11 protein-coding genes are annotated in these 13,881 nt (G+C 72.5%); 4 read left to right on the forward strand and 7 right to left on the reverse strand.

The window, feature by feature from the left end; translation table 11 throughout:
* Positions 1 to 4: 4 nt before the first annotated feature.
* Positions 5 to 2,068: a glycoside hydrolase family 3 C-terminal domain-containing protein gene (locus tag AB0M83_RS38345; RefSeq protein WP_364524998.1), complete on the reverse strand. Its 2,064-nt coding sequence runs from the start codon at positions 2,066 to 2,068 to the stop codon at positions 5 to 7.
* 161 nt (positions 2,069 to 2,229) lie between these two features.
* Here AB0M83_RS38345 and AB0M83_RS38350 point away from each other — a divergent pair, with 161 nt between their 5' ends.
* The gene (locus tag AB0M83_RS38350; RefSeq protein ID WP_364525000.1) at positions 2,230 to 2,634 is read left to right on the forward strand and encodes a hypothetical protein; all 405 of its coding nucleotides are present in this window, start codon (positions 2,230 to 2,232) and stop codon (positions 2,632 to 2,634) included.
* 118 nt (positions 2,635 to 2,752) lie between these two features.
* Here AB0M83_RS38350 and AB0M83_RS38355 read toward each other — a convergent pair whose 3' ends face one another.
* From AB0M83_RS38355 to AB0M83_RS38370, 4 genes are read right to left on the reverse strand one after another with little or no spacing between them, the layout of a single operon-like run.
* Complete coding sequence (locus AB0M83_RS38355) at positions 2,753 to 3,730, reverse strand: hypothetical protein (protein ID WP_364525002.1); 978 nt, start codon at positions 3,728 to 3,730, stop codon at positions 2,753 to 2,755.
* A complete protein-coding gene (locus tag AB0M83_RS38360; protein ID WP_364525004.1) occupies positions 3,727 to 7,194 on the reverse strand; it encodes an SMC family ATPase in 3,468 nt (1,155 codons plus the stop codon). The genes AB0M83_RS38355 and AB0M83_RS38360 overlap by 4 nt, the downstream gene beginning before the upstream one ends.
* 1 nt (position 7,195) lies before the next feature.
* Positions 7,196 to 8,356: an exonuclease SbcCD subunit D gene (locus tag AB0M83_RS38365; RefSeq protein WP_364525006.1), complete on the reverse strand. Its 1,161-nt coding sequence runs from the start codon at positions 8,354 to 8,356 to the stop codon at positions 7,196 to 7,198.
* Between the two features lie 34 nt (positions 8,357 to 8,390).
* Positions 8,391 to 10,133 carry an ATP-binding protein gene (locus tag AB0M83_RS38370; protein ID WP_364525008.1) on the reverse strand — a complete coding sequence of 581 codons (1,743 nt, stop codon included), beginning with the start codon at positions 10,131 to 10,133 and terminating at the stop codon, positions 8,391 to 8,393.
* 675 nt (positions 10,134 to 10,808) lie between these two features.
* On the opposite strand from AB0M83_RS38370, the gene AB0M83_RS38375 reads away from it, so the two are divergent.
* From AB0M83_RS38375 to AB0M83_RS38385, 3 genes are all read left to right on the forward strand, one after another.
* Entirely contained in the window at positions 10,809 to 11,468 is a 660-nt protein-coding gene (locus tag AB0M83_RS38375; RefSeq protein WP_364525011.1) for an HU family DNA-binding protein, read from the forward strand.
* A 475-nt stretch (positions 11,469 to 11,943) separates the two neighbouring features.
* The gene (locus tag AB0M83_RS38380) at positions 11,944 to 12,135 is read left to right on the forward strand and encodes a hypothetical protein (protein ID WP_364525013.1); all 192 of its coding nucleotides are present in this window, start codon (positions 11,944 to 11,946) and stop codon (positions 12,133 to 12,135) included.
* 207 nt (positions 12,136 to 12,342) lie between these two features.
* Positions 12,343 to 12,756, forward strand: coding sequence for an Lsr2 family protein (locus AB0M83_RS38385; RefSeq protein WP_364525015.1), 414 nt, complete (start codon positions 12,343 to 12,345; stop codon positions 12,754 to 12,756).
* 181 nt (positions 12,757 to 12,937) lie between these two features.
* Here AB0M83_RS38385 and AB0M83_RS38390 read toward each other — a convergent pair whose 3' ends face one another.
* Together AB0M83_RS38390 and AB0M83_RS38395 are read right to left on the reverse strand one after the other, a co-directional pair.
* Positions 12,938 to 13,081: a hypothetical protein gene (locus AB0M83_RS38390; protein ID WP_364525017.1), complete on the reverse strand. Its 144-nt coding sequence runs from the start codon at positions 13,079 to 13,081 to the stop codon at positions 12,938 to 12,940.
* Positions 13,050 to 13,574, reverse strand: coding sequence for an RICIN domain-containing protein (locus AB0M83_RS38395; RefSeq protein WP_364525019.1), 525 nt, complete (start codon positions 13,572 to 13,574; stop codon positions 13,050 to 13,052). Before AB0M83_RS38395 ends, AB0M83_RS38390 begins: the two co-directional genes overlap by 32 nt.
* Positions 13,575 to 13,881 lie beyond the last annotated feature (307 nt).

Consider the following 13,881-nt stretch of genomic DNA (forward strand, 5'->3'; position numbering starts at 1 on the left):
CCGGTCAGCGCCGTATGAGGGCTGCCTGCAGCGGCAGCGAACGCGACGAATCGCCCACCTGCACCGTGAACCCGCCCCGCACCGGCTGCCACGCGTGGCTGCCCGTGTCCCAGACCGAAAAGTCGCGCGCGGCCAGCTCGATCGTCACCCGGCGGGCCTGCCCCGGCGCCAGCTCCACCCGCGAGAACCCCTTCAGCTGCCGCGGCGGTTCGCCCGCGGCCGCCGGGAAGCCCAGGTACAGCTGCGCCACCTCGGCGCCCGCCCGCTTGCCCGTGTTCCGGACCGTGAACGTCGCCGTCGCGCCGTGGCCGGTGTTGTGCACCGACAGCCCGGAGAACGCGAACGTCGTGTACGACAGGCCGTACCCGAACGGGAACAGCGGTGTGCGGCCCTGCGCGTCGAACCACCGGTAGCCGACCTGCAGCCCCTCGGAGTACGTCGCGACCCCGTTGACGCCCGGGAACTGCGCCGCGGTGTTCGCCGGGGTGTCGGCGTCCGCCGCGGGGAACGTGATCGGCAGCTTCGCCGACGGGTTGACGTCACCGAACAGCACGCCCGCCACCGCGGCGCCGTCCTGCTGGCCCGGGTACCACGCCTGCAGGATCGCCGGTACGGACGACGCCCACGGCATCAGCACCGGCCCGCCGCTCTTCACGACGACCACGGTGTGCGGGTTCGCCGCGGCGACCGCCGTCACGAGCGCGTCCTGGTCGCCGTCGAGGGCCAGGCTCGGCCGGTCCTTGCCCTCGGTTTCGTTGTCGCCGACCATCACGACGGCGACGTCGGCGGTGTGCGCGAGAGAGGCCGCCCGCGCCGGGTCGCTGCCGTCGTCGAGCGTCACCACGGCTCCCGGAACGCGCTGCTGGAGCCCGGGCAGAGGGTCCACTGTGGACGTCGGGATGACGGCGGAGCTGCCCCCGCCGCCGGTCTTGGCCTGCGTCGCGAACGGCCCGATCAGCGCGATCGACTTCATCGCACGGTCGTCGAGCGGCAGCTGGGCGTGCTCGTTGCGCAGCAGCACCATGCCGCGTTCGGCGAACTGCTTCGCGGCGGCGTCGTGGCGCGCGACCGGCAGCGGCGTCAGCACCGGCGGGTGGTCGAACTGCCCGAACGCGAACATCGTGCGGAACCGCGGCCGCAGCAGCTCGTCGACGCGCTGTTCGCTCACTTGCCCGGCGAGCACGGCTTGCTTCATCTTCTCGCCGTACCAGGTGCCGTCGATCATTTCGAGGTTCATGCCGGCGTTCGCCGAGCCGACGGTGCTGTGCGCGGCACCCCAGTCCGACTGGATGAAGCCCTTGAACCCCCAGTCGTCGCGCAGCTTGCCCTGCAGCAGCGCCGGGTTCTCGCACAGGAACACGCCGTTGATCTTGGGGAAGGCGCACATGACCGAGCCCGCGCGGCCTTCGGTGACGGCTTGCTCGAAGTGCGGCAGGTAGAGCTCGTTGAGGGTGCGCTCGTCGATGTGCTCGTCGATGGTGAAGCGCTGGGTCTCCTGGTTGTTCGCCGCGTAGTGCTTGACCTCGGCGATGGTGCCGTTCTCCTGGATGCCGCGGATGTCGGCGGCGCCCAGGTCCCCGGCGAGCACCGGGTCCTCCCCCATTCCCTCGAACGTCCGGCCGTTGCGCGGGACGCGGGCGATGTTGATGTCGGGGCCTTCGGACACGTTGTGCGCGAGCGCGCGGGTTTCGTCGCCGATCAGGCGGCCGTAGCGGCGCGCGAGGTCGGTGTCGAAGGTCGACGCCAGCGCCATCGTGGCCGGCAGCGCGGTCGCCGGCTTCTGCGGTTTGTCGTCGGCGGGGCCCATGCCGGCCGGCCCGTTGGCGATCCGGAAGCCGGGCACGCCCAGGCGTGGGATCGGCGGCACGAACCGCTGGTGCTCGGCGTCGGGCTGCAGGTGCAGCTGGGAGATCTTCTCGTCGAGCGTCATCGCGGCGACGAGCTCCGCGGCGCGGCGGTCCGGCGACTGGCGGGCGTCGCGCCAGGGCTGCCCGTCCGCGGTGGCGGTCGCGGGGGCCGCGAGCGAAAGTCCCAGTACCGCGGCAAGAACGAGCCGGCCGTTGCGCATGGGGTCTCCTCGTCACCGAACGGGATCGACGGCGGACAAGCTAACGCATACGTGACCAGTAAACATAGACGCGATAGTCGTTCACGTACTTGAACATCGCTGCGGCTCAACCGTTTCCCCGGCTCAAGCGTGGAGAGGGCACGCAGACGAGGGGATGCACGATGCTGAAGAAAACACTGATCGGAGTAATGGCCGCGGGGGCCGCGACACTCGCCCTGGCGGCACCGGCGCACGCGGACCAGGCCGTCGTGTGGTCGCTGACCCAGCAGGTCGAGCCCGGCGGGCAGGTCCAGGCGGTCGTGTTCGCAGGGTGGGACGTGGGCTGCACGCCGAGCGGACCGGTCACCTCCCGGGGCTTCACCGCACCGCTGCAGTGGACCGAGGGCGGGAACTGGGGCCGGCACGCCGGGTATGCGACGGCGGTCTCCCAGCCCGGCGTGTACCTGGCGGTGTTCCCGTGCACCGACGGCCGGACGGCCCAGGGTTCCTTCGCCGTCACGAATCCCCAGCCGCCGAGCGGCACGACCAGCCCCGAACCGGCGAAACCGCAGGTCGCGGCGGCCTGACTCTCCACAAAGGACACCCCGGGGCGGGCGCGTGCCCCCAGGCAGCCGCCCCGGGGACCCGCCCACCCCAGAGGGCGGGTCCGGCCCGGCGGGTGCGGATCGCCCCGCCGGGCCGGTCTCAGCGGGCCGCGGCCAGCCGCAGCGCCCGGTAGACGAACTGCTGGTCCCCCAGCCGGTGCCGCAGATCGCGCTCGAGCCCCGCGATCGGATAGAGGTTCTGCGGAGCCCGCGAGTCCTTGTAAGCCACCGAGGCGAACCGTCCCAGCACCGACTGCGTCAGGTTCGCCAGCTCGGCCACCTCCGCCCGCCCGAGGTGCGGCGCCGCCTCGACGCGGACCACGCCCGACCACGGCGGCCCGCCCACCGACGGCAACCGCAGGTACCAGGAATGCCGGACCCACGTCGTGCCCATCAGGAACACCGGGGTGCGCTGGTGCGGGCCCAGCCGGCCGACCATCGCGTTGAGCTCGCCGGGCAGGTACGTCGTCTGGTGGCTCTTGATGAACCCGACCGCCCGGGGCAGGTGCGTGCGCCCGCTCAACGGGCCGTCCACGACGAGCAGGTCGGTGCCGACGTGGCCGGCGATCGCCCGGCGCGCCTCGGCGGCCGTGTCCAGCTCGGCTTCGGCCAGCTGCTCCTGCAACGCCGACGACAGCACGACCGCCAGCGGCTTGTCCTCCTTGGCCGCGGAGCGGAACGCCCGGTAGACCCCCGCCGAGGTGGGGATGTCCCCCGCTTCCGAAGCCACCGTGAACACCCCGCGGCGGACGTCGGTCGCGACGACGTGCGCCCGCCCGTCGCAGCAGCACACCACCCCGGCCGCGTAGGACGCGCAGAGCCCGATGGACGCCGAGTTCATCCCCGCCGGGTCGTCGATCCAGACGCGGGCGTCGATCCGGCGGACGCCGTCGACGAACAAGATGGCCTCGGGCGGCGAAACCGGGGACGGGTCGATCGGCGCCCACTCTTCCGTGGGCACCTCGACCTCGAGCTCGACCTCGGCTCCGGACCGCGCCAGCTCCTCGGCCTCCATCGAACTGCCGTAGCCCGGGTCCCACGAGTCGATGCTGAAGTTCATCCCGGCCGGCGCCGTCATGCGCCCTCCCTGCTGATGTGCGAGCCGGAGCCGTCGCGGGTGACCTGGAACCGCACCGGCACGCGCTCGGCGAGCGCCGGCACGTGCGTGATGACCCCGACCATCCGGGAGCCGGTGGCCGACAGGTTCTCCAATGTGGACGCGACGACGTCGAGGGTAGCTTCGTCCAGCGTGCCGAACCCCTCGTCGAGGAAGATCGACTCGAGCTTGGTCGCGCCGTCGGCGGCCATCGCCCCGAGCTGGGACGACAGCGCGAGCGCCAGCGAAAGCGACGCCTGGAACGTCTCCCCGCCGGACAGCGTCTTCACCGGGCGCCGGGCGTCGGCCTCGTTGTGGTCCACCACCAGGAAGTCACCCTTGTCGTGGGTCAGCTCGAACTGGCCGCCGGACAGCTCCAGCAGCGACGCGGACGCCTCGGCGACGAGCGTGTCGAGCGCCCCGGCGATCAGCCAGCGCGGGAACTTGTCCGAGCGCAGGAGATCCGCCAGCAGCCGGGCGACCTGCGCTTCGGACTCCGCAGCCGCGATGTCGCCGTGCAGGCCCGCCACGCGCGCCACGCGCCGCTTCATCTCCGTGTAGTCGGCCTCGGCGCGCGCCCGGGCCGCGGCGACGGCCACCGGGACGCGGTCGCGCACCTCGCCGGTTTCGTCCAGGGAGACCCCGAGCGCGGTGACGTCGTCGACGACCGCGCGTTCGGCCACGCGCAACGCTTCGGCGGCTTCGCCCTCAGCGGTCGTCGCGGCGGCCAGCCGTTCGCGGTGCCGGTTCGCCTGCCCGGCCGCCCAGTCCGTGAGCGCGGTCCAGGCGCCGAGGAGGCTCTCCCCGTCTGTGACAACCGGGGCTTCGCCCCGGGCCGGGGGCTCCGCCACCCGGGCCCCCGAAAAGCCGTCGATCGGCGGGGCGCCGAGGCCGACCAGGGGGTCGCGCGCGCGGGACAGCCGTTGGCGTTCGGCGTCGACCTGTTCGGCGATCCGCGCCTGGGCTTGCGCGGCTTGTTTCGCGGCCGCCCGGGCGGTCCGCAGGTCCGCGTCGGCCGTCTTCGCGGCTTGTTCGAGTTCGGCCACCTTCGCCAGCTGTTCGGCGACCACCTCGGCGGACGGCGCGCCGTCCAGGATCTCGACCAGTTCGCCGTGACGGCGGCGGGTGTTCGCCCACTCGGTGCTCGCCGACTGTTCCGCGAGCGCCGCCTCCGAAGCGCGCTTGCGCCGCTGCTCGGCGTTCCGTTCGGCGGCGGCGAGGTCGTCCGCCGCGACGACGGCTTCCTTGCCCGCGGCTTCGGCGGCCGCTTCGAGCGCGGCCAGCACCGTCCGCCGCTCCTCGAGCGCCGCCGCCGCCCAGGCGGTCAGCCGCTGCCAGCCCGCCGGGACGTCGTCGCCGCCGATCGCCGGCGCGCCCAGCTCCACCAGCGGATCCCGCGCCGCGCGCAACGCCTCCCGCGCCGCCGCGAACGACTTTTCGACGACGTCGGCTTCGTTCTGCGCCGCCACGCGCTCGGCGCGCGCCGCCGCCAGTTCCTTGTCGGCGGCGTGCGCGACCTCGGCGACGCGGGCACGGCCGTCGATCGTCGCGGACAGCCACTCGCCCCGCGCGCGCACCGCCGCGACGAGGTCCGCGTAGTCCTGCTCGGAAAACGCGGCCTCGACCGGGCGCAGCAGCACCGGCGACTCCGGCGGGCCGTCGACACCCGCGAGCGCCACGCGCAGTTCTTCCGCCTGCGCGGCCGCGGACACGGCCGAGTCGGTGTCGCGGTCCACGGCCCGTTCCAGCTTGCGCAGCGCGGACTCGGCGGCGGCGCGGCCGGATTCGGCCCGCTCGAGGTGTTGCCTCGCCTCGGCCAGGTGGGCGTGGCCGCCGGCGTCGGGCAGCGTCGCCACTTCCTGCTCGCAGACCGGGCACGGGTGCCCGACGGCGAGCCCGGCACGCAGGCTCAGCGCCTGCCCGGCCCGTTCGGCTTCGGTCACCGCCGACTTCGCCGCGGTGACTTCGGTGTCGGCGTGGGCGAAGGCGGTTCGCGCCGCTTCGAGTTCCTTGCGGCGCGCGGCCTGCTCGGGCGCCGCCTTCCGCTGGGTTTCGCACACCGCGTAGAGCGTCCTGGCGTCGGAGCGGGCGGCGGCGAGCGGGGCGACGTCCGGCTGCGCGGCCAGCTCCGCGCGCGCTTCGGCGTCGGCGGTCTCGGCGCCCCGCAGCCGGGCCTCGGCGTCCGTCGTGCGCTTCGCCACCCGCGCCGCCTCTTTCGACAGGTCCCCGAGATCGGCCGGCGGCCGCAGCCCGGCCAGCCGATCGCGGTCCTGCCGGACGCGCGCCGCTTCGGCGGCCGCGTTCTCCGCGGCACGTGCGGTCGCGTCCCTGGCTTCCCGGGCCACGTCGACCGCGGACACGGCCTCGGTGACCGCCGCGGCGGCGGCCGCTTTCGCCTCCGACGCCGCGGTCGCCGTCTCTTCCCGGCGCGGGAGTGCCTGCTCGACCTCGGCGAGCTCGGTGCGGGCGGCCCGGATCCGTTCCAGCTCGCCGCGAGCCGGAGCGGCGGCGAGGGCGGCCCGCGCGGCTTCGTCCGCCGTTTCGGCCCGCTCCAGCCCGGATTGCGCCGTGGTGGCCGCCTCCACCGCGGCCTGGCGCCGGGTTTCGAGGTCTTCGACGCCGTCCGGACGTTCCAGCGCGTCGAGGACACCCAGCTCCCGCGTCAGCGACGCGACGAGCTGCCGCGCTTCGGCGTGGGCGCGGGTGGCGTCGGACAAACCCGGCAGGGCCGCGTTCACCCGTGCGTCGAGGTCCGCGAGCGCCGTCATCCGCGCGGAAAGCTCTTCGACGGCCTCCTCGGTCGCGTCGGCGTAGCTGCCGAGCTGTTCGGCGAGGACGGCGGCGCGCTGCTTCTGCTGTTCCGCCGTGACGCCGGCGCGGCGGCCGATCCGTTCGTAGACCTCCAGGCCCAGCAGCTTGATGAGGATCTTCTGCCGGTCGGCGGCCTTGGCGTGCAGGAACTCCGCGAAGTCGCCCTGGGGCAGCGCCACGCAGGTGCAGAAGTGCTTGAACGTCAACCCGAGCAGGCGCTCGATCGCCGGGGTGACCTCGGAGTCCGCGGCGATCGGGTCGGCGTCGTCCTCCGCACCGCCGAGCGCGGTGGGGTCGGCGAGCCGTTCCAGCCGGACGTTCTTGACGCTGACCGTGGGTTTCTTCCCGCCGCTGCGCCGGACTTCCCGCACGACGTGGTAGCGGACGCCGCCCGCGTCGAACACCAGCCGCACGGTGGCCCGGTTCACCGTCGGGGCGAGCGCGGGCGCGACGAGGCCTTCGTGGTCCCAGCGCGCGACGGAGCCGTAGAGGGCGAAGGTGAGCGCGTCGATCACGGTGCTCTTGCCGGCGCCGGTCGGCCCGACGAGCGCGAAGTAGTCGGTGTCCTCGAAGCTGACTTCGGTCTTGTCGCGGAACGACGCGAAGCCGGTCATCTCGAGCAGTACAGGCCGCATGTCACACCCCGCTCGTCTCTTCGTCGTGCAGCCGCGCGAAGAGCGACTGCACGCGTTTGTCCTCGACGGTGCGCTCCTCGCAGTAGGACGCGAACAGCTCCCCCGGCGAACGGTCCGCGATCGCGCGGTCGCCGCCCGCCGTCGTCACCGGGGCGGCGAACTCCGGGTCGATGCGGATCTCCAGGGCGTTGGGCAGGGCTTCCTGGATCTCTTCGCGCAGCCCGGCCCTGGTCGCTTCGCGGACGTAGACGCGAAGGTAGTCCTCGCCGAACTCCCCGGCCCGGCCGACGAGCTCCGCCACCGTGCCGTGCACGGTCCGCAGCCGCCGTCCCGCCGTCATCGGGATTTCGGTGATCTTCGCCGGCGTCGCAGGCGTGACCTCCACGGCCAGGACCACGCTCTTGTTGTCCTGCTCGCCGAAGTCCACGGCGAACGGCGAGCCGCTGTAGTGCACCGGGCAGGCGGCGGGCAGGGACTGGCGCCGGTGCAGGTGGCCGAGGGCGACGTAGTGCGGATCGGCGCCGAACGCCGTCGCGGGCACGTGGTACTCGAAGATGGACTGCGCCGCGCGCTCGCCGCCGCCCATCGTCCCGCCGGTCACCGTCAGGTGCGCCATGACGAGGTTCACCGCGCCGGCGGAGAAGCCGGACTTGAGGTGCTCCAGGATGTCGCGCACGCGCTGGTCGTACTCGCCGACGTTGTCCGCCGGGGTCCCGGCGAGCAGTTCGGCCGCGCGGACCGCGTAGCGCTGGGAAAGGAAAGGCAGCACGGCGACGTTGACGCGTTCGCCGGTCGACCGGGCGTCGAACGACACGACCCCGCCGTCCGCCACCGGCCGCGGGTTCCCGGTGAGGTGGATGCCCGCTTTCCGCAGGAGCGGCCGGTACGCCTCGAACGTCGCCGCGTGGTCGTGGTTCCCGGCGATCGCGAGGACCTCGGCGCCGGTGTCGCGCAACGCCATCAGCGCCTGGACCACGAGCTCCTGCGCGGCGGCCGACGGCGCCGACGTCTCGTAGAGGTCGCCCGCGACGAGGATCGCGTCGAAGGCCTCGTCCCGCGCGATCCGGACGATCTCGCCGAGCACGGCGCGCTGCTCGTCCAGGCGGTTGCGGCCCTTGAGCGTCTTGCCGACGTGCCAGTCGGAGGTGTGCAGGAACTTCACGCGGCGTCCTTCCGTTGCGAAGATCGGGAGCGGCTCAGAACGGCGGCGGGTCGTCGCCGAACGGGTCGCCGCTGCCCGTCGGCAAGCCCGCGAAGGGATCGGACTTCTTGGCCGCCGCCGAGGTCGTCGGCACCTTCCCGGCTTCGGAAAGCCGGGTGGCCCAGGCCGGGAACGGGAAGCCGACGGCGATCGGCACCGGGATCTCCGGCTGGCTCACGAACATCGTGCCGGGCGTGGCGAGCGTCGCGCGGACCCGCTGGCTGGCCGGGAGGAACCCGTACTCGGGGCGCGAGGCCTCCGCGGCGTCGAGGCGGCCGACGATCCGGACCGAGCTGTTGCTGACGATCCGGCGCTCGACCTCGCTGGCGGTCTGCTGCGCACCGATCAGGATGACGCCGAGGGACCGGCCGCGCTCGGCGATGTCCAGCAGCACCTCCTTGATGGGGCTGCTGCCTTCGCGCGGCGCGTACTTGTTCAGCTCGTCCAGCATGGTGAACAGGAGCCCGCCCGGGCCGGCGGCTTCCTTGCGCGCGGTCTCCGCGGCGAGCGTGACACCGACGACGAACCGCTGCGCGCGCTCGACGAGGTTGTGGATGTCCACGACGGTCACCTGCTGGTTCTCCGTCGACAGCTGACGCGCGGGGTGATCGGTGAGGTCGCCGCGGATCAGGCCGTTGAGCGCGCGCTGACTGGAGCGCAGGCGGCGGATGAACGCGTTGACCGTGCCGGCCCCGGTGACCGCGCCCGCCCAGCTCGCGCGGGTTTCCTCGTCGGTGACGCGCTCGCAGATGACGTCGATGAGTTCTGCGTAGGTGCGGCACAGCACGCCGTCGACGTTCGCGGCGCCGTCCTTGCCCGCGGGGGTGCTGTCGAGGCGCAGCCGGTTCGCGACCTGGTGGATGACCATCGTGTACTGGTTGCGCTCGTCCTCGGCGTCGGCGAAGACGTAGGGCAGCAGGTCCTTCGCGCAGAACTCCGCGATGGTCCACCAGAACGCCCCGACCCCCGTCGTGCGCCCGGTGACGTAAGGCTTCCCCGTGGTGTCCGACGGCGTCGGCGGCGCGTAGAAGCCGACGGACGCGAAGGGCTCCGCGGGCAGGCCGAGCTTGGCGTACTCGGCCTTGAGCTTCTCGTCGAGGTGGATGTTCGGGGTGTCGAGGAACAGCAGGTCCTCGCCCTTGACCGAGAACACGAGGGCCTTGGCGTTGTGGGCGTTCGGCAGGGCGCCGCCGCGGAAGATCGAGTGCAGCAGGAACAACGCGAACGACGTCTTCGTCGCGACGCCGGAGACGCCGCTGATGCTGACGTGCGCGCCCCGGGTGCCGTCGAGGAAGTCCATGTTCAGGAAGACGGGTTCGCCGTCCCGCCCCAGGCCGACCGCCACCTGGCGGGTCATGTTGTCGAAGTACAGCGCCTGCGCGCGATCCTCCCCCACGGCGCGCTGCACGACGGCCCCCGGCCGCGGCGGCACGTAGCACTCGGGCTCGACGCGGGTGGTCGCGATCTCGGCGATCTCCTGCACCTGCGCGGGCAGGACGCCGTCGGAGATCAGGAAGACGTCGCTGCCGAAGCTGGCGCCTTCGTGCCGCGCGCTCACCTGCGTCACGACGCCGAAGGACGTGACTTCGCCCAGGCCGGGGAGTTCCCGCCGGGTGACGACGACGTCGTCGAGCTGCAGATAAGCCTCGGGATCGATCGCCACGTGGAACTGCAGCGGCGTCGAGTCCTCGGTCCCGGCCACCCGGCCGACCACGGTCGTGAGTGTGTCCTGGTCCACGGTTCTCCCTGTCGCACCCGGCGCTTCCTCCGGCGGCAGACTAGCTCGCCGCACCGACAGTCCCGCGCCCAACACGGCGTTGCGGGCACCGGGTACCGGACACGGCACGTGCGGTCGCGGCTGGGCCGAACGAGTGAGTTCACCCTACGGGGAAGATCTTTTTCGCCTCACCGTAACTTCCGGCGCGGGCGCCACCGGTTGCGCCGCAACGGACCTCGCCGCACCCCGGAGAGGTCGCACCGGGCGGGCCGGGCGTTACTGCGTTGGCCCCACGGCGAAGTGGCTCCGCCGGCCCCTCGGGCACCCCGCGACGGCCCCGCCGGCGGGCCCGGGAACCGCCGCCGCCGCGCGGGATCGGGCCCGGAGTGGCACCGGACACACGCCGGAGGCCCCTCTCCCGGCGTGTCGCGGAAAAAAGCTCCCGAAGGGCCTCCAGTCCTATATGGACGACCACTGTGGACGGCTCCGCTATAGGGTTTTGCCTGCTCAGGGCCATGGTCGACGTTCGGTTCCCATTCCGGGGCACGTCTCACGAAGGCTCTTCGGGAGGCGGAACCAGCGCCCTCGCAAGGAAATATTTCGGTCCTCGGTTGGATTTTGTGCGGTATTGGTAATACCGTGTGCAGTGTCGGCCGAGATGGGCCGTGACTAGATGTTCCACTATGGAGGACTGGAATGACGAACAAGGCCCAGCTGATCGAGGCGCTGTCGGAGCGTCTGGGCGACAAGAAGGTGGCTTCGCAGGCCGTTGACGGTCTGGTGGACATCATCATCCGGACGGTCAACAAGGGCGAAAAGGTCAACATCACCGGCTTCGGTGTGTTCGAGAAGCGAGCCCGTGCCGCGCGCACCGCCCGCAACCCGCGCACCGGCGAAGCCGTGCGCGTGAAGAAGACCAACGTGCCCGCCTTCCGCGCCGGCACGACGTTCAAGGACGTCATCTCCGGCTCCAAGAAGCTCCCGAAGGCGACTCCGGTGAAGCGCGCCACCGCCGCCGGCACGACCACCCGTGCGACGACCGCCAAGGCCACCACCACGCGGGCCACCACCACGCGGGCCACCTCGACCCGGGCGGCCGCGGCCAAGCCGGCCACCGCTCGCGCGACGACCACGCGAACCCGCGCCGCCGCGGCGAAGCCGGCCGCGAAGGCCACCGCCACCAAGGCGGCCCCGAAGACCGCGGCCAAGGCTCCCGCCAAGGCCACCGCGGCCAAGGCCACCACCACGCGGGCGAAGGCCGCCGCCAAGCCGGCCGCCACGAAGACCGCCGCGGCGAAGAAGCCCGCCGCCGCCAAGGCTCCGGCCAAGCGCACGTCGGCTGCCAAGAAGAAGTAACCAGGGTTCATCCCGGAAGGGCCCCGCACCAGCCTGGTGCGGGGCCCTTCGGCGTTCCGGGGCCGGCGGGCGAACAGCGTTCACCGGCGGTCGCGCCGAAGTGCCTTACCCGGCTGGGGAACGCGGAACCGGTCCCGGCCACCTTCACCACACCGCGGCCGGGCCGGCGGAAGAATTCACGAAGACCGCCTCGCCGACAATCCCTGACCGGTCCCCGTCCTCTCGCGGGGCCGCGTCACCGGACCACCGGGCCGGGTGGGCTGAGCCGGGGCCCAGGAACGCCGTCACGCACCCGGACGGCGCCCGGACGTACTCGGGGCAGCCACGGCCGTCCGCGCCGCCCTCAGCCCCTCTCCGGGATTCGGGTTTCCGGAATTGCCGCGCCGGGGAAACGCACCCGGCCGTGACGGTTGCACTCCCTCCCCGACGGGTAGCCGGAACTCGAGAATTGCCCGAAGACCCGCGAGGAGTGGTGATGGCGGCGAACGAGAAGCAGGAAGACCCCGACGCGGAGCTCGCCCGCTCACGGCAGCACATCGAAGAGGCCAAGGAGGCCGCCGCGAAGGCGGACCTCGCGGACCCCGCCGAAGGAGCGGCCGACGAGGCCCTGGAGACGGACCCGCCGTACCACCAGGGCGAGCAGGGCTCGACGCCGTCCGGAACGTAGGCCGGGAAAGGCGGAAACACCGCGCCGGACCGCCCCGGCGGAACCGGCGCGGCGCGTCCTATCGGGACTCCGGAATCGCGGGAAGCCCCCGGGGAAATTGCCGTACCGATCCCCGGGTGGATACACTCCACCCAAGAACGTCGGCCATTGTGCATCTTGTCACACGTCACGTTCCCCGGACGCACATCCAGCTTGAGGAGCATTCCCGTGGCCCAGAAAGTCCTCGTCGAGATCCTGGACGACATCGACGGCTCCACCGCCGCTCAGACCGTTCAGTTCGGGCTCGACGGTGTCACCTACGAAATCGACCTTTCGGACGACAACGCCTCCGCGCTGCGCGACGAGCTCGCCCGCTACATCGCGGCCGGCCGGCGCATCGGTGGCCGCAAGGTGCGGGTCGCGACGGGCCAGTCGACCACGACGAGCACGACCGACCGCGAGCGCAACCAGCAGATCCGCGCCTGGGCGAACGCGAACGGCTACGAGGTCTCCGAGCGCGGGCGCCTTTCGTCCGAGGTGATCGCGGCCTTCGAGCAGGCCCAGGTGGCCGAGACCGAAGCTCCGGCGGCGGCGCCGCGCAAGCGCGCCCCGCGCAAGAAGGTCGCCGCCGCCCGGAAGTGACGGCGGTGGCCGGCAGATCACTGGGGAGAGATCGAGGCGCCCGGCCCGCCGGCGGCGAGGACGGTTCGTCCTCGCCGCCGACGGAGACCGTTTCCGCCCGGTCACGCGGGTCGCTGACCCGCCGTTCGTGAATCACCGGGGTGCGTGTCGAACCCCATCGGGCAATGCGCCCGGTTCCCGCTCACGCGAAGCCGACCAGCCACTTCTGCGCGTCGGTCGTGTTGCACTGCCACAGCTGCACCTCGATCCCGGACGCGGTGTTCAACCCACCGGGCGATCCGCCCGGTTCCCGCTCACGCGAAACCGACCAGCCACTTCTGCGCATCGGTCGTGTTGCACTGCCACAGCTGCATGGCCAGCCCCGGAATCGCCTGGTTCCCCGGCACGTCGATGCAGAAGCCGGTGTCCCGGAACCCCACTCTCGACATCAGCGTCACGAGGTCGGGCAGCCCCCTGCTGCTCTTCCACTGGTCGTTGCTGATCGCCGCGCACTGGTTCTGCAGGAGGCGCGCACCGTTGAAGGCGCCGTCGAAGGCGTCGAAGCACAGGTGGCTCGCCTCGTTGGCGAACTGCCACCGGCTGGTTCCCCCGAACCCCTGCGGGAACCAGCGCTGCACGGCACTCCCGGTGCACGGCACCTGCACGATCGGCGCGAACAGCTCGAGCGACCCGCCCTCGGGCTGCAGGCAGAAGCCGTTGCCGGCGTTCCTGATCGGGTGCGGCTCGGCGGCGTGCGCGACGCCCGCACCCGCCACGCTCATCCCGGCGGCCAGCAGGCCCGCCGAAATCGCCGCGATGACCTTGCTGCGAATCCTCATGTCTCTCCCTCTTTCCGGTTGGCACCAGATCGAGGCGGCGGCCCCGCCCGCCGGCCTCGGAGGCATCCTCCGGCCGCCCGTCGACAATCGTTCGACAACCGGTCGACACCGGATCCGGCCCAGGCGCGGACAGTTCGGAGGTGGCCACGCGGAGCGCGACTGCTCGCAGCGAGTCGTTCGCGGCCCGGTGAGGACGTCGCCCGAGCTGCGCCGGCGTTCCCGGGCCCGGGAACGCCGGAGGGCCCCCGACGGCCCGGTGGGGGGGCGCGGCGGGTGGTGTTGTGCTTTGTTTTGTTGTCGGGAGTGG

The organism is Amycolatopsis sp. NPDC051106 (assembly GCF_040682775.1).
Classification (GTDB): domain Bacteria; phylum Actinomycetota; class Actinomycetes; order Mycobacteriales; family Pseudonocardiaceae; genus Amycolatopsis.

Bases quoted from the DNA above. Each gene is read 5' to 3' on its own strand.
- AB0M83_RS38345 (WP_364524998.1), bottom strand. From the start codon at position 2,068: ATGCGCAACGGCCGGCTCGTTCTTGCCGCGGTACTGGGACTTTCGCTC.
- AB0M83_RS38350 (WP_364525000.1), top strand. From the start codon at position 2,230: ATGCTGAAGAAAACACTGATCGGAGTAATGGCCGCGGGGGCCGCGACA.
- AB0M83_RS38355 (WP_364525002.1), bottom strand. From the start codon at position 3,730: ATGACGGCGCCGGCCGGGATGAACTTCAGCATCGACTCGTGGGACCCG.
- AB0M83_RS38360 (WP_364525004.1), bottom strand. From the start codon at position 7,194: ATGCGGCCTGTACTGCTCGAGATGACCGGCTTCGCGTCGTTCCGCGAC.
- AB0M83_RS38375 (WP_364525011.1), top strand. From the start codon at position 10,809: ATGACGAACAAGGCCCAGCTGATCGAGGCGCTGTCGGAGCGTCTGGGC.
- AB0M83_RS38380 (WP_364525013.1), top strand. From the start codon at position 11,944: ATGGCGGCGAACGAGAAGCAGGAAGACCCCGACGCGGAGCTCGCCCGC.
- AB0M83_RS38390 (WP_364525017.1), bottom strand. From the start codon at position 13,081: ATGCGCAGAAGTGGCTGGTCGGTTTCGCGTGAGCGGGAACCGGGCGGA.
- AB0M83_RS38395 (WP_364525019.1), bottom strand. From the start codon at position 13,574: ATGAGGATTCGCAGCAAGGTCATCGCGGCGATTTCGGCGGGCCTGCTG.